The sequence below is a fragment of the Chitinophaga sp. YR627 genome (assembly GCF_900114995.1).
In the GTDB taxonomy this organism is placed as follows: domain Bacteria; phylum Bacteroidota; class Bacteroidia; order Chitinophagales; family Chitinophagaceae; genus Chitinophaga.
Window position 1 is genome coordinate 24999 of the sequence record NZ_FOUX01000002.1, and the last position, 16824, is coordinate 41822.

17 protein-coding genes are annotated in these 16824 nt (G+C 43.3%); 10 read left to right on the top strand and 7 right to left on the bottom strand.

Going from position 1 to position 16824, the window contains the following annotated elements:
• Positions 1-93: 93 nt before the first annotated feature.
• The 6 genes from BMZ72_RS08765 to BMZ72_RS08790 all read left to right on the top strand — a co-directional run bounded on the left by BMZ72_RS08765 (position 94) and on the right by BMZ72_RS08790 (position 6182).
• On the top strand, positions 94-1608 hold the full coding sequence (locus BMZ72_RS08765) for an FG-GAP repeat domain-containing protein (protein WP_089807351.1): 1515 nt from the start codon (positions 94-96) through the stop codon (positions 1606-1608).
• 369 nt (positions 1609-1977) lie between these two features.
• Entirely contained in the window at positions 1978-2649 is a 672-nt protein-coding gene (locus BMZ72_RS08770; protein WP_089807353.1) for a DsbA family protein, read from the top strand.
• 43 nt (positions 2650-2692) lie between these two features.
• Positions 2693-3781 (top strand): NADH:flavin oxidoreductase, encoded by a 1089-nt coding sequence (locus BMZ72_RS08775; protein WP_089807356.1) that lies wholly within the window; start codon positions 2693-2695, stop codon positions 3779-3781.
• Between the two features lie 284 nt (positions 3782-4065).
• Complete coding sequence (locus BMZ72_RS08780) at positions 4066-4431, top strand: DsrE family protein (RefSeq protein ID WP_089807358.1); 366 nt, start codon at positions 4066-4068, stop codon at positions 4429-4431.
• 152 nt (positions 4432-4583) lie between these two features.
• The gene (locus tag BMZ72_RS08785; RefSeq protein WP_089807360.1) at positions 4584-5465 is read left to right on the top strand and encodes a helix-turn-helix domain-containing protein; all 882 of its coding nucleotides are present in this window, start codon (positions 4584-4586) and stop codon (positions 5463-5465) included.
• 114 nt (positions 5466-5579) lie between these two features.
• On the top strand, positions 5580-6182 hold the full coding sequence (locus BMZ72_RS08790; protein ID WP_089807362.1) for a hypothetical protein: 603 nt from the start codon (positions 5580-5582) through the stop codon (positions 6180-6182).
• A gap of 77 nt (positions 6183-6259) precedes the next feature.
• Here the strand turns inward: BMZ72_RS08790 and BMZ72_RS08795 are convergent, their stop codons facing one another.
• Together BMZ72_RS08795 and BMZ72_RS08800 are read right to left on the bottom strand one after the other, a co-directional pair.
• A complete protein-coding gene (locus tag BMZ72_RS08795; RefSeq protein ID WP_089807364.1) occupies positions 6260-6850 on the bottom strand; it encodes a hypothetical protein in 591 nt (196 codons plus the stop codon).
• A gap of 301 nt (positions 6851-7151) precedes the next feature.
• Complete coding sequence (locus tag BMZ72_RS08800; RefSeq protein ID WP_089807366.1) at positions 7152-7754, bottom strand: FMN-dependent NADH-azoreductase; 603 nt, start codon at positions 7752-7754, stop codon at positions 7152-7154.
• Positions 7755-7918: 164 nt separating this feature from the next.
• Here BMZ72_RS08800 and BMZ72_RS08805 point away from each other — a divergent pair, with 164 nt between their 5' ends.
• Positions 7919-8314 (top strand): winged helix-turn-helix transcriptional regulator, encoded by a 396-nt coding sequence (locus BMZ72_RS08805; RefSeq protein ID WP_089807367.1) that lies wholly within the window; start codon positions 7919-7921, stop codon positions 8312-8314.
• Between the two features lie 25 nt (positions 8315-8339).
• On the opposite strand, the gene BMZ72_RS08810 is transcribed toward BMZ72_RS08805, so the two are convergent.
• Positions 8340-10826, bottom strand: a complete 2487-nt coding sequence (locus tag BMZ72_RS08810) for a tetratricopeptide repeat-containing sensor histidine kinase (RefSeq protein ID WP_218155220.1) — start codon at positions 10824-10826, stop codon at positions 8340-8342.
• A gap of 425 nt (positions 10827-11251) precedes the next feature.
• On the opposite strand from BMZ72_RS08810, the gene BMZ72_RS08815 reads away from it, so the two are divergent.
• On the top strand, positions 11252-13444 hold the full coding sequence (locus BMZ72_RS08815; protein ID WP_089807371.1) for an outer membrane protein assembly factor BamB family protein: 2193 nt from the start codon (positions 11252-11254) through the stop codon (positions 13442-13444).
• Here BMZ72_RS08815 and BMZ72_RS08820 read toward each other — a convergent pair whose 3' ends face one another.
• The gene (locus BMZ72_RS08820; RefSeq protein WP_089807373.1) at positions 13445-13801 is read right to left on the bottom strand and encodes a winged helix-turn-helix transcriptional regulator; all 357 of its coding nucleotides are present in this window, start codon (positions 13799-13801) and stop codon (positions 13445-13447) included.
• Positions 13802-13895: 94 nt separating this feature from the next.
• Between BMZ72_RS08820 and BMZ72_RS08825 the strand changes: the two genes are divergently transcribed.
• Positions 13896-14426, top strand: a complete 531-nt coding sequence (locus tag BMZ72_RS08825; RefSeq protein WP_089807375.1) for an NAD(P)H-dependent oxidoreductase — start codon at positions 13896-13898, stop codon at positions 14424-14426.
• A 112-nt stretch (positions 14427-14538) separates the two neighbouring features.
• A complete protein-coding gene (locus tag BMZ72_RS08830; protein ID WP_089807377.1) occupies positions 14539-14775 on the top strand; it encodes a hypothetical protein in 237 nt (78 codons plus the stop codon).
• 82 nt (positions 14776-14857) lie between these two features.
• Here the strand turns inward: BMZ72_RS08830 and BMZ72_RS08835 are convergent, their stop codons facing one another.
• The 3 genes from BMZ72_RS08835 to BMZ72_RS08845 all read right to left on the bottom strand — a co-directional run bounded on the left by BMZ72_RS08835 (position 14858) and on the right by BMZ72_RS08845 (position 16823).
• Complete coding sequence (locus BMZ72_RS08835; protein WP_089807379.1) at positions 14858-15514, bottom strand: hypothetical protein; 657 nt, start codon at positions 15512-15514, stop codon at positions 14858-14860.
• A gap of 36 nt (positions 15515-15550) precedes the next feature.
• Positions 15551-15976: a hypothetical protein gene (locus tag BMZ72_RS08840; RefSeq protein WP_089807381.1), complete on the bottom strand. Its 426-nt coding sequence runs from the start codon at positions 15974-15976 to the stop codon at positions 15551-15553.
• Positions 15977-16193: 217 nt separating this feature from the next.
• Positions 16194-16823 (bottom strand): HD domain-containing protein, encoded by a 630-nt coding sequence (locus tag BMZ72_RS08845; protein ID WP_089807382.1) that lies wholly within the window; start codon positions 16821-16823, stop codon positions 16194-16196.
• Position 16824: the final 1 nt, after the last annotated feature.

Consider the following 16824-nt stretch of genomic DNA (forward strand, 5'->3'; position numbering starts at 1 on the left):
GTGATAGTTAGTTAACTCATATCCAACGGCTCCTCCAATAACATACTAATCATTAATATTCAATTTGTTAATCATTTTTTAAACATCCAAATCATGAAAAAAATCCGTCCCTATCTGCCTATAATGGTATTGGGCTTGTGTATGTTTTCCTGTCAAAAACAAGAAAAGCAATCCTCTAAATCAGACGTTCACCCAATTAACTACATTCCGGAGGTCGTTATTTCCAGTGATTCAGTTGTGTCTATTCCTGCCGACCAATACACGCGCATTGTCAACACACTGCGTGCCGGTGATACTGTAAACCAGCAATCAGGCAGAATTGCACCAAATGATGGCACCACTGCTAAAGATCCAATATTTTCGGGTGCAACATTGCAGGTTACTTCAATCAACAACACTAACTACAGTTTTCTTGCGACAGCTCAGTATCCAAATACAACTGTTAACTGGTATTTCTGGGAAGATAATGGAAGAAAAGTATACCTTGGAACAACCGGTGTAAGTAATGGTTCTGCATCCTTAACATTTACTCAGCCGATGTCCTGTGGTCATGTATACAATGTTGAGGCAGAAACTTATTCCTACGATCCTACGACAGGAACTACTGAACTGACGTCCTATGTTTCTACCAGCAACGCAGTTCCTATTAAAACATTTACTTCTGCGGGATTCGGCAACGAAGCTGATGGAGCAGATATAAAAATTACCGACATTAACGGAAACGGATTGCCAGATGTACTGCTGATGGCAAACGATGACCCTGCTGGTCCCAATACATTCTACTACAAATTCCTTATGGATCTGAACGCAAATGGACAGCCAGCATATGAAACGTCTGTTAAATCAAAACCTAATGGTATGAATGACGCAGAGGGTTCAGGTGCTGCCATCGGGGATATTGATAAAAACGGTGTGCCTGACCTGGTATTAATGGCTTATGATGCACCAAGTGGTCTTAACAACTTCCGTTATCTTATTGGCTGGAACCTGAATGCTAACGGAGACGTTGCATCATGGTCTAATGTCATCACTGTTCAAGGTGTAAATGATAATGCCAGCGGTGCAGGTATCGCATTAGGTGATATTGACAACAACGGAACGCTTGATATGGTGTTAATGGCGGTAGAAGGTGCTGTTAACAGCCCAAGCTATTACGGCCGTGTGAGAGTTGGATTCAACCTGAGTAATACGGGTATTGCTACATGGCGATCCGGTTATCAGACCATTGGTGGCAATGGTAGCCTTGCTCAGGGCGGTTCAATTGACCTCGGCGTGCTGAGAAGCAACGGCAATATGGAGCTTGTTGGTACATACATCGATCATCCGGGTTCTGGTATCAACAATAGCTTCTGGACTAAGATAACACAAATCACCGCTGTAGGGGATTTAAATGGCATAGCCCCTGGCCAGTATACTAAGATTCTCAGTCAACAAGCACAGGATGGTGGTGTTGCGATCGGTGATATCAATAAAGATGGTAAAAAAGACTTCATACATATGCTTTATGATAACCCTTCCGGAGTCAATTCATTCAGATATGTCATCAGTTTTGGTATTAACATCCCCAACGCTACATACTTTTACCCTGACGGCTACGGTTGTTATTAAATCATTCAATTTTGCTATACGGGAATCCGATTCATTTATGGCATAATAATGGTTATTTCAGTTCCTAAAAAACGGGATAACATTATTGACAAAAATGGTTTAAGACCTTATATAATGAAGTTTACAAGAAAGCGCGACTTACATCGCGCTTTCTTTTTTGTACTCGGGTCTCCCCTTCCCACGCAAGTCTATCTGGGCTCCTTTCACATTAAAGATTAAAAAACATCCATTATAATATAAAAATCCTCCATGTTCCAGGACTGAATACCAAAGCATCTTTGCATTGAAATAATCATTTACAGGCTGAAGCATACAAAGCGCGACCTGAGTGATACAGATGAGATTTTACAATATTCAAAATATGGAATTATGAAGATGCTTTATTTCACAGATCCGATGTGTTCCTGGTGCTATGGCTTCAGCACCACCATGAAGAAATTGAAAGAAGACCATCCTGCTATTGACCTGCAAATTATATCTGGTGGATTTGCACCGTTTAGTGATCAGGTGGTAACAGATGAGTATAGAAAGTTCCTGGAGTATCATTGGCGGAATGTAAACCTGCGAAGCGGACAACCGTTTGATCATGCGATGAAGTTTGTGTCTGAGAGCTTCCGGTATGATACAGAACCGTCCAGCCGGGCGTTGACAGTGGTACAAAGCTTATCACCGGAAAAAGACTTTGAATATCTGAGCCTTTTACAACAATCATTTTATGTGGAGGGTAAGGACATCACAAATGATGAAGTATTGGCTAAGCTGGCTGAAGCAATTGGCATAGATAAGCAAACTTTCCTGGCGCGTTTTCATTCAGATGAAATGAAGAGAAAGACATTGCAGGGTTTCGAGTTTAGCCGCCAGATGGGTGTCCAGGGCTTTCCCACACTCCTTACAATAGACAACGGAGCCGTTAAGGTGATCTCCCGTGGATACCAGCATTATGATGCGCTAAAACCATTAGTTGATCAGCAGCTAAGCGTATTAAGCATGGTGCAGTCAGGTGCTGGTCAATCGTGTTCAGGTGATTTCTGCGGATGCTAAGCACCAGGAATGAAAATTATTTATCAATAAACTTTAATTAAGCATGTCGGTTTCAGATCTTTTTAAACCGCTCCCGCTATTGCATGGTCCGGCTATGAGAAATCGTTTCATGATGGCGCCGCTTACCAACCAGCAAAGTGAACATGATGGCAGCGCATCGGAATTTGATCAACTATGGATCGAACAGCTTGCACAAAGCGGCTACGCATTGATCCAAACCTGTGCCGCTACAGTAGAAGCAGGAGGCATCGCATTTGAACGCCAGTTGGGTATTCACAGCGATGCGCACCTGCCAGGTCTTACCAGGATGGCTACCGCCATCCGTGCAGGAGGCGGATTATCTGCTGTACAGTTACATCACGCCGGACATCGTGCAGACCCGAAATTGGGAGGAATTCCCTCACCGGCATCAGGTGATACATTACCGGGCATTAACGCCATCACAACTGAAGAAGTGCAGCGCATCCGGGACAGTTTCATTACTGCGGCAAAGAGAGCGCAAATTGCAGGATTTGATGGCATTTCTGTACATGGTGCATTCGGCTGGATACTGTCGGAATTTATGTCTCCGGATTTGAATAACCGGAAGGACAAATATGGGGGTAGTCTGGAAAACCGCGCACGGTTCACGATAGAAGTCATCGAAGGCATTCGCCGGACCTGCGGGCCTGACTTTCAGATCGGCTGGCGACTGTCCATCGAGCGCTATGGATTGCGGATGGAGGAGTTGCGGGAAATTACCGCGGAGATCTTCGATCATGAGCTGATCGACTATCTGGATCTGGCTTTGTGGGACTCTGCACAGGTTGTCCGGGAGGGAAAATATAAAGGAAAGACCATGCTGAGCGTCTTTACCGAATTGCCCAGAAAGGGTGTGCGTCTGGGGGCAGCGGGAAAAATCTACAGCGCAAAACGTGCGGGAGAACTGCTGGATGAAGGTTGCGATTTTGTGCTGATTGCGCGGGCGGGTATTCTTCAGCGAGACTTTCCGCTTCAGGTGATGGCTAATCCAATGTATGATAGCCCGAAGCTACCAGTACCAGCCGGGTATCTGCGCAAGGGTGGACTGAGCGAACGATTTATCGATTCATTAAGGGGATGGCAGACTTTCGTGACGCCAGGTTCCCTCTGATCACTGTCAACAGCGCGTAGGACTGGCTTTATTTTTAACTGGCTTCGAGTAAACAGGACATACTAATATTATACGCGCTGTTGCGTGATAAAGGCTTGCAATGCTGATTGCAGGCCTTTTTTATTATTACCCCTATCGCAGCACTTTACAGCTCGCCTGGCGGCGGCTGGCAATAGTACAGGAATTGGTGGATATGCGTATACAAAGTTGTCCATTAAATAGTCGAAAACATCCATTCATCACGAACGTATACGCAGCGATCTTTGTGGTATAAATCAACAGATATGAACAAAACAGCAGTAATCATCCTCTCTGATCCCAAAGCTGGTTCAGAAGAAGCTCTTGGACGTGTATTCAATGCACTGGCATCCGCATATGAATTCAAACATGCAGGCGAAGATGTAAAGATCATTTTTCAGGGTGCTGGTATCAGATGGCCTGAACAACTGGAGAAAGCAGACCATCCGGTAAACGGACTTTACCTGCAGGTAAGAGATTATGTGCATGGTCTTTCTAAAGGTTGCGTTACCGTGTTCGGCACAGAAGTATCAGGTTATGACCTGTTGAACGATAACGAAGTGCCAGGCACTCCAGGTTTACCAAGTTTCCTGAATCTGAGAAACGAAGGTTACAATATTTTAGTTTTCTAATCAGGCTTGCCTACTGTCCTCTGGTTAAACCAGGGGACAGTTTTTCACTTCGTATCTTTAACAGGCAGACCAGGCTCAGAGTTCAATATATTATCCACGCAAAACGACGACAAACAGCAGCATTTAAGAACAGCTAATAAATCATCAATATCATGCTCTCCCAATCCGTATATACGCTTATCAATCAACAGAACGGAAATCTGGCGTTCAAGTTATTTGAGTTTGATAACAATAGCTATTTTGATCACATTCAGCGAAACAATTATTTCACACTTATATTCATTACCGGTGGAGAAGGCGTAGCTAAAGTTGATTTTTGTGATTACTCATTTAAAGAAGATACATTATTTGCTTTCTATCCTTATCAGCCATTTATGCTGATGTCAAAGGGATGTCTGAGGGGAATCGCTATTCAGTTTCATCATGACTTCTTTTGCATTTACCGGCATCATCAGGAGATCGCGAACAATGGTCTTCTCTTTAACAATGTGTATGAGCAACCATTTGTATGTGTCAATGAAAGCTGCAGAGCAACCATGTTCCACCTTATTCAGGGCATCGCGGATGAATTAAAAGCAGATTCGTTCAGGAAAGATGAGGCCCTTATCTCCTATCTGAAGCTACTGTTAGTGATGGCCACACGGATAAAACTTGATCAGCAATCCATTCAGGATACGGAGAAAATGAACGGCAAGCAGCTGTTAGTGGTACAGAATCTGAAAAATGCCATCGAAGATAATTTCAGGATCAAACACGCTGCAAGCGATTATGCCAGTCTGCTACATGTGACGCCCACTTCACTTGCACGAATCGCAAAGAACCACTTCAACAAAACGCTTTCTGACCTCATCACCGAGCGGATCATCATTGAAGCGAAGCGGGAGTTATATCTGACCGACAAAACCATCAAAGAGATCGCATATGAGCTTGGTTATGAAGACGAGTTCTACTTTAGCAGGGTGTTTAAAGGAAAGACGGATATATCGCCACAGCTGTACAGGGACACGGTTGGATTTAACAGGGGAACCATGTAGGAAGATCTGCGAGTTATATTGCTATTTGTGTGTCCGGACAATACATGTTAAATATTATAATGTATATTGCGCCCCAATAAATATCACACAATCAGCATTAACACCCTTTACTGAATGAAAAAAAGTTTACTGTTAGCATCCATTTTCCTGGCTGGGCTTAAGCCGATCTTTGCCCAGCATTTTTCCCATGGCATTGGCGTAGGCATATTTGTAGCGGATTCCAAAACCACCGATGCGCGTGGTTCTTTTGCGTTTACCTATTCTCCCCGTTATAATTTCGTGGAAATGGAAAATGCATCATTGTCTGTTGGTATTCCCTTAAGCGTTGGTTTTTCCGGCTCTTACAGCGCGACCTATAATTCCTATGATGGTTATTATGAAGATAATTCACTGGGATATATGATCAATGTACCGTTGATCGTTAATTTCAACTTTGGGGCTGGTTCTTTCAAAGGAAACAAGCAAAAGTTTGGTTTCTTTGCAGGTGGCGGTTACGCGCTCCATACAGGGACTACTGACTATATTGCCTTTGATGATTATGGTTCTTATACAGATTCAGAGACAAGAACTACCACCGGGCCGGTAGCTAACGCAGGTATGCGTATAGGACTGGGACGCAGAAAAACACACAACCTGGAAATTAAGACCTCCTATATGAAAGGAATCGGTGACTACAATCCGGATATCTTCGCAGTAGGTTGTCTGTTTAACTTCTAATAAAAGAAAAGAGGCTGTTCACCATCTGGTAAACAGCCTCTTTTCCGTTATACATCTGGTAAAATAATCACACCAGACTATTTTTTGGCATTTTTCTCAATGAATTTGCCCAATTCTTTACCTGCTTTTGCGTAAGCTTCACCTACTCTGCTGGCAGTATCAAACTGGCCTTTACCACCTTTTACATCTTCCATAGTGATTTTGCACAGTACTTTGTTCATATTGGAAGCATCATAAATGCTGATCTCCAGGTTGATCTTTGCAGCACCGGAGGAAACACCTACGTTGTAACCTGGCTCGATAAAAGTTGTATGAACGACCATAGTATATCTCTCTTTGGTCTCTTCAGACAGCTGCCATTCTGTGTACTTAGATAACAGTTTGATGAATCTTGGTTTGTAGCTCTTTTCTTTATCTGCATTCCAGTTTTCAACCCAGGTATCGCCAGACCCTGCTTCTTTGTTGTTTTTTTCGTCCCTTTTTCTTTTGAGGTAATTTTCTTCTTTACCTTCTTTACCGACTGTTACGTTATCATAGTTAAATACAACGTTTACGCCTGTTGCTCCTTTAAGGAAGGATAAGTTACCTTTTACGAGGTCCTGGGATTTTACCTGGCTGCTAACGAACAATGCACCTGCAAGCAGGAAATAGCCGAACAATTTCTTCATGGTATATAGGATTAAATTTAATGGCTCAAATATATAATAATAATCAATATTGTTCCAGGAAAAACAATTTTAATAATGTCTGGGAAGGAGTACTTATCATCCTGAAAGACAACAATATGGGCTATACGCGTTTGATTGAATGGCAATAACCGGCGGCTGGAAAACGGCCTGTGGTCAAAGATGGTAAGGGTGTATTCCGGATATGATTATCACGAAATTTAAGCATCCTTAAGTTCATTATAAAAAGAATACCTTCCAGGCTATCTGGAAGGTATTCTTTTACACGTTTATACATTGCTTATTAGTCGATCTGTATGCTCGCAAGACCTTTTTCCAGGGCGTGTTCTTTAACACCCGCCACTTTAACCCCTTCTACCCGGAAGACGGTGACGTCAGTCATACCTAAAAGTCCCAGGAAGCTTTTCAGATAAGGTGCGACAAAATCATTTGCTTTAGCAGGCCCCTCGGAATAGACACCACCTGATGACATCGCTATATATACCTTTTTGCCTTTGACCAGTCCTACAGGCCCATTTTCGCTATATCCGAAGGTAACACCTGCCCTTGTGATATGATCTCCCCAGACTTTTAAGGTGGAAGGAATCGTTAAATTATACAGCGGGGCTCCGATGACAAGAATGTCAGCTGCCATTAATTGTTTCACCGCCTCATCCGAATAGCGGATTGACGCCTTTGCTTCAGCGGTTAACTGATCAACTGGTGTAAACATTGACTGAAGGATCAATGGTGTCAGGTGGGGCATCTCCAGATCGTTCAGGTTGACATCTTCGACAGTACTGCCGGGGTACTTTTCGATGACCTTATTTACGATCGCCTTGCTAAGTTTATAGCTATAAGATTCATTACCCTGAATACTCGAAATCAGATGAAGAATACGTTTCATAAAACCTTGATTATTATTAATTAGCATTACATAGCGGGAGACCCGGCGCCGGCTTTACCCGCTCCTGCTATTACTGTCAGCAAAGGTACTTGCGGCAGGGGTTGAAAGGATCGTACTTACCTAAAGGAAAGCGCTCACTTTCAGGAAAGTGCGTAACTTTAGGTATGGCAATCATGGTCGATAACAGAGAGACGATTCCTAATAAGCAGGAATGCGATAGTTCGCTTAACTATGTGGTGGATGCATTGTATGTACTTGGGGGTAAGTGGAAATTACCGCTGATCCTGAGCCTGGTGCAATCCTCTAAGCGATTCAATGAAATTCAGCATGAACTGAACGGTATATCTCCCAAGATCCTGGCGAAAGAACTGAAAGACCTGGAGCTGAATGAATTTATTACGCGCAAGGTATATGCCGGCACACCCGCGACGATTATTTATGAGGCGACGACGCATAGTCTGACATTGAAAAATGTATTGCGTGAATTAAGTGCCTGGGGCAAGGAGCACCGGCAGAAAATAAAGATGAGTATGAGACGGGAATCTGAGGAACGTGCCTGATGATGGTTACCTGTTCAGCTGATGATTATAAATTCCGCTCTTTCATCGTAGACAATGCATTTTCCACTGCCGAAAAGAGTCTGAATTCGACGCTGATGGTTGTCCCTCCGTTACTGTCAATATTGAATTGACCTCTGAGTTGTCTGGCCAGTCCCTGCATCATCTCCATTCCCAACGAGCCTGATTGGCGGAAATCAAAATCAGCTGGTAAGCCTTTACCATTATCGCTAATCGACATAACAACAGTATCCGCGGCTGTATGACTACGGAAAGCAACGGTTATCTCTCCCCCGCTTTCATCAAATGCGTATTTAATGGCATTTGTGATGGCTTCGTTTAATATTAATCCGACAGGAACAGCCTGGGCCACGTCAATATTAATTCCTTCTATCCTTTGTATAAATCTGACCTTTCTTTCAGCAGTATCGAATCCATCCATCATATATCTTAGCAGATCCGCCACATATTCAGGCATGTTGATACTGGAGAGATTATCCCCGCTATAGAGCTTTTGATGGATCAATGCGATTGACCTTACCCGGTTGCCACTTACCATGATCGCTTCAATGGCGTCTGAGTTTCTCAGGTGTGCTGACTGAGAGTTCAGGAGACTCATGATGATCTGCAGGTTGTTTTTTACACGGTGATGGATCTCTTTGAGCAACCATTCTTTCTCTTTCAGGAACTGGTCTTTCTGGGACAGGAGTGTCTGGAGTGTTTTATTCTGCCTGTCGATCTCTTCTCCCTGTGATTGTAGTATGAGGTTACTGCGTTGCTTATTACGATAACCGTAGTAGGCCATGACAGCAAGTAATAACAGTACGAGTGCGCCGGCAATGATAAGATTCCTGATCGTATCTGCCCGCTGTAACGCTGCTATGCTCTTTGTTTCTTTGTTACGGAGTATCTCTATGTCTTTTAAGCGTTGTTCTGTCTGATATTTGAGGTTGAGGTCATTTATCTCTCTCGATTTATGTACGCTATTGATCGAATCGTACATATTTCTATGGCGCTCAAAGTTTTTGATGGCTGACAGATAATTGCCCAGTGCTGAATCTGTTTTAAACAGCAATTGATAAGTTTCCAGTTCCTGGCTTGCATCGAGGAACTGTGGATTCTGCAATGATTTATTCAGATATTGGTTAGCTTCACTATATTTTCCGCGTTCTGCGTAAAATTTACCCATCAGGAAATTTGCACCACTGCCTGTTATTCTGTAATGGCTTACATTGATCTCCCTTCCGTTTTCCTCTGCTGCCGCTTTATCCAAACTTAGCATTTCGAGATAAAACTTCTCGGCTTTTGCATAGTTGCCCATCATTGCATATATCTGTCCGTAGGTACCTGCGTTTTCCTGCCTGTCACTTACTGATGTCGATGGATGTGTTTTTATATAATCATCCAGGAAGGCCAATCCCTTTCGATGATCACCACTTGCAGCCATTACGTAGGCAATTTCATTTGCCACATGTAATTTCATGGTATTATTCCTAAATTCCGGACTTTCAAAACACATCTTATAATGTTTCAGGCTATTAGGATAGTCCTGAATTCTAAAATATAGCATTCCCAATACGAAGTTGATATTTGTCCGGGTTACGATATCATCTTCTTTAGTAACTTTCAAAGATTCGAGTATGTAATACAACGCTTTATCATACTGTCCCGTAAACCGATAAAAATCACCAATAGTATAGTATGTAGTTGGTGTAATCTTCTCTCCTATGGATTTCAGTATTGAAACAACTCTGAGCAATTGTTTTTCGGAGGAATCTACCCGGTTATGGTTGCCGTTTGCAATACCAAGATCCCGCAAGCTATAGGCGGCTTCTTTCAGATTATCTGCCAGATAATAACTATGCACAGCCATTTCGAAGCTGTGTATAATGTCTTCGAATGTGCTGTCATTCTCCGGCATGTTGTTACCTAGCCTGGACCATCCTTTTGCTTCCTGCTCATAGTTTTTTGCCAGATGGTGTTTATTGACAATCTTCATGAATGATTCCTTACCAGCCAGAAATTCTCCTTTTTTGAAGAAGTATTTTCCCTGAAGGATGAAACATTCGTCCCACCAACGGTCAGAATGATACTCTTCACAAATCTTTATTGCCTGGAGTAATAATGGGGGTGCTTCAAGAAATTCCGGGCTATTTCTTTCGAATTCGAATACATAATACTCGCCTACTGCCAGCATCAACCGAACGCGTTGTTCGCCGTAGGCTGTTTCAAACATTTTCTTAGCCCGTGGGATATCATGCTTCTCCGTATAAATTTTACAAAGCATATAACCGGCTTCATTCATCCCTTCAGTATATCTCAGTTGGGCGCTTAACTGGTAAGCGGTATTCGAGATCATAAAACAGCTATCCAGGCGCCCTTCCTTAGATCGCTGATGCCAGTAAATATGAGCTGCTTTTATTGCCAGTTTAATGTAATTGGTATCCCGCCTGCTGGCATTCATGGTCCTGAATACTGCTGCACCATCAGTCTCAGTCTCCCGCTTTACAGCCAATTCAGGAGGGGTATTCTGGGCGTATATTACAAACGGGGATAAAAGTATTAGTGTCAGATAAAATAAAAATCTGCGTATTCCCATTTTTCTGTTGAATTGTAAAGTAAAATTTCAGCGTAGAAGGCCGGTTGGTATATATGCCAATTTGAGGGTAAGATAATAAAAGAATTTTCGAATCTCAATATGAGTGTAAAGGAAACATTTAATATATTGTATATCTGAAAGTGTTGTTGACCGCTGTTGCTGGTATTAAGCGGTCTGGATATGCAAAAAAACTGTTGTTATTCAGATGCCCATAAGTTATGAAAACGGATCCACGTATGATCGGTTATCCCGAAAAGGCCCTTTATAGCATAGTGGCAAATGGTAATCGTCCGTCACGTATAAGAAAAACGCATGCTCGCCCACAGATATAAAAATATTGTATGAGATATTTGAAAAGTTCAGGTCACCAGGTATTCACGTTACTGATTTTGCTATTGATTTTACACGCCTGCCGGCAGGGTCATAAAGATGCCTATGCAGGTTGGACAGTCTATGGCGGCACAAAAGATGCGCGGCACTATTCATCACTTACGGCGATTGACACGGGGAATGTAAAGCAGTTACAGGTTGCCTGGACCTACCGTACCGGTGATGCAGATACCTCCCTCCATACGCAGATACAATGCAATCCGGTTGTTATAGACGGCATGCTGTATGGTACTACGCCTAAAATGAAATTATTCGCACTGCATGCCGCGACCGGGCAACAAGCCTGGACCTTCGATCCTGTTACCGGTATCCAGGCAGACACCAGTACGGGTACAGACCTGGCGGCATTGTTCTCAAATACCGGCCGTGGTCTTACTTACTGGAGCGACGGCAAGGATGATAAAAGAGTCTTTTATACTGCGGGGCCTTATCTTATTTGTCTGAATGCGGCTGATGGGAAGCCTGTTCCTGCCTTTGGCAACAAGGGCAGGGTTGATCTGCATGACGGATTGGGATTTGATGTGAAGGACCGATTTATCACATCCAATACACCTGGCATTATTTATAAAGATCTGTTGATCGTTGGCTCCCGCGTGGCAGAAGATGCCACAGCAGCACCCGGTCATATCAGGGCATACGATGTTCATACAGGAGCGATCAAATGGGTATTTCACACCATCCCCCAACCAGGAGAAGCCGGCTATGATACCTGGGAAGATAAAGACGCCTGGAAGCACCTGGGAGGGGCAAACTGCTGGGCGGGTATGAGTCTGGAAGAAGAGACAGGGACTGTATTTGTGCCTACCGGCTCGATTGCGGCCGACTTTTATGGTGGAAAGCGGCCGGGCCCGAATCTCTACGGGGATTGTATCCTGGCGCTTGATGCTGCCACCGGTAAACGCATCTGGCATTTCCAGACGGTGCATCATGATCTGTGGGACAGGGATCCTCCGGCGGCGCCTGTGTTGGTTAATATTACGAAGGACGGGCAACAAATCAAGGTACTGGCACAGACGACCAAAACAGGATTCATCTACTTACTGGACAGGGCTTCCGGCAAGCCGCTGTATCCTGTAGAAGAGCGGCCGGTACCCGCTACGTCCGAACTGGCAGGAGAAAAGCCGTTTCCTACGCAGCCCTTCCCTACCTTTCCAAAACCTTTTGTAAGACAGTCGCTGACAGTTGAAGATCTGAACGATCTGGTTCCGGATTCCTCCTATCAGGAGCTGAAACAACGGCTTGCAGGTTATAAGACAGGACACATTTTTAATCCGCCGTCCAAACAGGGGACTGTCATCTTCCCTGGCTTTGACGGAGGAGCAGAATGGGGCGGTCCTGCGTATGATCCGGGGACGGGAATACTATACGTCAATGCGAATGAAATGCCCTGGATTCTGACAATGATCGGAGTAAAGGAGGCATCAGGAAAAGAAGAAAACTATATAGCGGCAGGCAAGAGACTGTACAAATCTAATTGTATGGCATGCCATGGTACAGAAAGACAGGGCGGTGGCAACTACCCATCCCTGGTGGCAGCGCATAAAAAGTACAGCGAGGAAACATTCCATCAACTTATTTCTGCTGGCAGGGGAATGATGCCTGCCTTTAATAAGTTGACAGATCAGGAAAAAGGTGCTATTGCCTCTTTTATTCTCAATATAAAAAGCAAACAGGGGCAAAAGTTTATCTCTGAAGAAAAAGCAGCAGATGGCTATCTGCATCTTCCCTATACCAACACCGGTTATAACAAGTTTCTCACCAGAGAAGGCTATCCGGCGGTTAAACCACCATGGGGCACGTTGACGGCGATTAACCTGAATACCGGAGAATTTGTCTGGAAAAACACCTTAGGCGATTATCCCGAATTTAAAGCGAAGGGCATACATACCGGTACGGAAAATTATGGCGGACCAGTAGTTACAGCTGGAGGACTGCTATTTATTGCCGCGACCAGGGATAACAAGATAAGAGCCTTCAATAAAAGCAACGGACAATTGTTATGGGAAGCAGTGTTACCGGCGTCCGGTTTTGCGACACCGGCTGTTTATGCTGTCAATGGCAAACAATATGTTGTAATAGCCTGTGGAGGCGGCAAGCTAAAAACAACGTCAGGAGATGCGTATGTGGCTTTTGCACTTCCGTGATCACTTCAGGTTCTTGTGCTTGTCTCCCCATTTTTCAAGTTGCTGGATGATGGGTTTCAGCTCGTAGCCAATAGGCGTCAGTTCATATTCTACGCGGGGAGGTACGCCTGCGTAAACGGTGCGTGCGACGATCTTACTCTCTTCCAGTTTCCGAAGTTGTAGTGTCAGCATTCGTTCAGTAATGTTTGGCAATAATTTTCTCAGTTGGCCGAATCTGAGCTTCCCATTTATTAACCAGGAACAAATTACCAAAGCCCATTGTCCGCCGATAATATTTGCGGCATAGACCTCTGAGCACTCATCAGCCAGGGCCTGTTTATTGGCAAAGTTGGTGGACGTCTCTTTTATCTTCGACATTTACTTACATTTTTTATAGTACCCCACATTGGGTAGTTAAGGTACAAATTTCAGGCTAAGCACTTTAATATTGCTACAGAAAAATGAGCATCAGATGAAAACATTGGTAGTTGTCATACATCCAAATATCAAAAGTTCGGTTATTAACAAAAGATGGGTAAAAGCGCTCAATGAGCATCCTGATAAATATACTGTTCACCAGTTATATGCAGTGTATCCTGATGAAAAACTGGAAGTGCAGGCTGAACAATGGTTGATTGAGCAACATGACAAGATCGTATTCCAGTTCCCTTATTACTGGTTTAATTGTCCACCGTTATTTAAGAAATGGCTGGATGAGGTGTTGACTTACGGCTGGGCATATGGGAGTAAAAGCGGTTATAAAGTATCGGGGAAGAAAATCGCACTGGCAATATCAGTGGGTGTTGACGAACATGAGTACAATCAGTCGGAACGGTATAAGTATACACTGGCGGAATTAACGCGTCCGTTTGAGCTTAGTTTTGAGTATGTAAAAGCAGATTACCGGCCACTATTTGCCTACTACGGATTGGAGCTCAACACTTCGGAAGAATGGATCGAGCGAAGTGTACCGTTGTATCTGGCATTTCTGGATGCGTTGTAAATTACTGGCATAGGTTGTCTGGTATCATCTTTGAAAGATAAATGATATTGGCGGCGCGGCTAACGCTCTACAGTAATAGCTTGCGAAAGCCTGATCATTTAAATTCATTACTATGGCAACCTTTATCAAATCATCCACTGAACAGACATCCGGAAGAATTGTTAACCTTGATCTGGTAACGCATATCAATGCTGGTAACGGCGAAACCGGAGATTATCAGATACGGTTTTATTTCAGCAAAGAACATTATGAGATATGGTCTTATGAAGACCTTGCTACCCGTGACAGGGATTATGACAGTGTTCTTTCTAATGAGGTGAAAACATTAAGCAGCACATTAGATATTTAAGCTTTGTGTTGTTAGGTCTTAGGGCGTCCGCCATTGGCGGGACGCCTTTTTGTATTCCGGTTGTTCTCATCGTCTACATTCCTCAGCGATACCATATCAGTAAATCTTCTATCCTATCGATATGCAGGTTTTCCTTTGTATTAATATAACGGAGACGTTGCTCCAGGATAACAAGTTGTTTTTCTGCATTTTCCACCGCCTTTCCAAGCGGAACTCGCTCAATGGTCAATATCGTCTCTGGTGGTATTGGTTCAAAACGTTCATCAAACTCATCTACTGTAAAATCCAGGGATATCTTATCATTTTCAATGTGTACCCCAGGAGATGGATGTCCTTCGCAGGAAGAATTATTCCCAAGCGATAAGCGCTTCCAATACTGAATGTCACTAAGATCACCGCAACATTGCGGAAAATATTTATCCTGTCCATTTACCCGCAATATATACCCTCCGAAAAAGGGAGACGACTGTTCCCTTTCATATTCTCCTTTCCCAAAACCCTGTGTATGATCTACGACCAACCTGGTCAGATCTACGTCTGGTATATCAGCCAGCAGATAAAACGGTGCGCCTTCTAAATAAGGCGTTAACTGATCGGTAAAGCCTGCCTTTTTCAGACATTCTTTGCGGTAAGCACTCCACAGTGGAGCATTTTCCCAATATGGGTATTTATCGGGTACATTTACTCCCTCCTGATTTGAATATCCAATTTCAAGTACGGGTATGAGTTCTATAGTCATATCATTTTTTTCGGGGTTAAGAGCCTCGGCTGTTTGTCATATACTCATGTTATCTATCCACTTACCTGCTGTTCCCGCGCCTAGCAGATCATCGTGATCATTAAAACAAATGAGAAAATTCAGATCCCGGTTGGAGACATAAAAAACAAAACCTGCTGTATTTTCAAGCAGGGTATTTAAAGCCAGACCGTCAGGGAGTTCGATAACAAATTCAGCATCTGCTTTCTCAAGGAATAAGATGCATTTTTTTTCTGCTATAAAATCTCTGATAAGCCGCCACCCATCTTTATTGTAAACAGCGCTAAAATTATTCAAATTATCCCAGAGAGGATATTCGTCTTTTCCATTATGGTACTTTGCATATATCTCATCGTAGAACTTTTTAGTCCCGGTAAAGTCATAGGTACCGGTTGTTATTCCGTTTTCTATAATAACTGCATTTATTTCTTTCTGAATATCCATATTTACTTTGCTAACATTCGATTCATAAACACATTTGTGCGCCTGGACAAATTAATGAAAATTAGAATATATATTCAATTTTTGGTATTGTAATTTATGAGGGCGGAACAAGAAGAGGGGCTATACAGACTCAGTTCGTGACACGCGGCATAAATCAGGTTGCAGGCAAATCAATGCTTACATGCAACCTGGTTTAATATCAGAATTATCTTTGCATTTACTCATCAAATGGCGCACCATCCAGGAAATCTTCCGGAACAGGAATACTAAGCGTTCCCGAACGATGATGTTCTATACACGTACACATGTGAAAACGATGTGGATATGGCTGCTTGCTGTCCAGCTCATGCTGAAAAAATTCCAGAAAACCGCGCTTAAATCCTAATCTTGGGTAGTGTTGAAGTACGACTGCCAGATCTTTCGGATCGAGGCTTATTTCAGGCGGCAGGGCAGTCAGATCATAAAGAATGCCGAGCTGCATCAGTCTTGTTGTCTCATCCTTAAACAGATTGATATCACCGACATGCAATGCAATATTGTGCCATACCTTCCATGAACGTTCGTCTGATATACCGCGTTCGAGAAGAAAATTTCTGGCTGCGTGGGCTCCTTCTATTTCAAAACGGTTTGTTCCCCTGCCGGCATCAGTAAAACCCAGATCATGCAATATTGCAGAGAGAAATATCAACTCCCGATCTGCCTTTGAGTTCTCTTTTCGGGCAAGCAGTTCTGCAAAATAGTAGCAACGCATAAGATGATTAAAAAGCATTTCGCTGGAAACAGTGCGAGCAAATTCCTCTGCCTGACGAACAATAGCCGTATCAGGTATTTTAATATCCAGGATCATA

What these genes read in the sequence shown, in the direction of transcription:
- BMZ72_RS08770 (WP_089807353.1), top strand. Translation starts at nt 1,978, where the DNA reads ATGAAGATGCTTTATTTCACAGATCCGATGTGTTCCTGGTGCTATGGC.
- BMZ72_RS08775 (WP_089807356.1), top strand. Translation starts at nt 2,693, where the DNA reads ATGTCGGTTTCAGATCTTTTTAAACCGCTCCCGCTATTGCATGGTCCG.
- BMZ72_RS08845 (WP_089807382.1), bottom strand. Translation starts at nt 16,823, where the DNA reads ATGATCCTGGATATTAAAATACCTGATACGGCTATTGTTCGTCAGGCA.
- BMZ72_RS08795 (WP_089807364.1), bottom strand. Translation starts at nt 6,850, where the DNA reads ATGAAGAAATTGTTCGGCTATTTCCTGCTTGCAGGTGCATTGTTCGTT.
- BMZ72_RS08785 (WP_089807360.1), top strand. Translation starts at nt 4,584, where the DNA reads ATGCTCTCCCAATCCGTATATACGCTTATCAATCAACAGAACGGAAAT.
- BMZ72_RS08800 (WP_089807366.1), bottom strand. Translation starts at nt 7,754, where the DNA reads ATGAAACGTATTCTTCATCTGATTTCGAGTATTCAGGGTAATGAATCT.
- BMZ72_RS08805 (WP_089807367.1), top strand. Translation starts at nt 7,919, where the DNA reads ATGGCAATCATGGTCGATAACAGAGAGACGATTCCTAATAAGCAGGAA.
- BMZ72_RS08830 (WP_089807377.1), top strand. Translation starts at nt 14,539, where the DNA reads ATGGCAACCTTTATCAAATCATCCACTGAACAGACATCCGGAAGAATT.
- BMZ72_RS08825 (WP_089807375.1), top strand. Translation starts at nt 13,896, where the DNA reads ATGAAAACATTGGTAGTTGTCATACATCCAAATATCAAAAGTTCGGTT.
- BMZ72_RS08820 (WP_089807373.1), bottom strand. Translation starts at nt 13,801, where the DNA reads ATGTCGAAGATAAAAGAGACGTCCACCAACTTTGCCAATAAACAGGCC.
- BMZ72_RS08765 (WP_089807351.1), top strand. Translation starts at nt 94, where the DNA reads ATGAAAAAAATCCGTCCCTATCTGCCTATAATGGTATTGGGCTTGTGT.
- BMZ72_RS08780 (WP_089807358.1), top strand. Translation starts at nt 4,066, where the DNA reads ATGAACAAAACAGCAGTAATCATCCTCTCTGATCCCAAAGCTGGTTCA.
- BMZ72_RS08840 (WP_089807381.1), bottom strand. Translation starts at nt 15,976, where the DNA reads ATGGATATTCAGAAAGAAATAAATGCAGTTATTATAGAAAACGGAATA.
- BMZ72_RS08835 (WP_089807379.1), bottom strand. Translation starts at nt 15,514, where the DNA reads ATGACTATAGAACTCATACCCGTACTTGAAATTGGATATTCAAATCAG.
- BMZ72_RS08790 (WP_089807362.1), top strand. Translation starts at nt 5,580, where the DNA reads ATGAAAAAAAGTTTACTGTTAGCATCCATTTTCCTGGCTGGGCTTAAG.
- BMZ72_RS08815 (WP_089807371.1), top strand. Translation starts at nt 11,252, where the DNA reads ATGAGATATTTGAAAAGTTCAGGTCACCAGGTATTCACGTTACTGATT.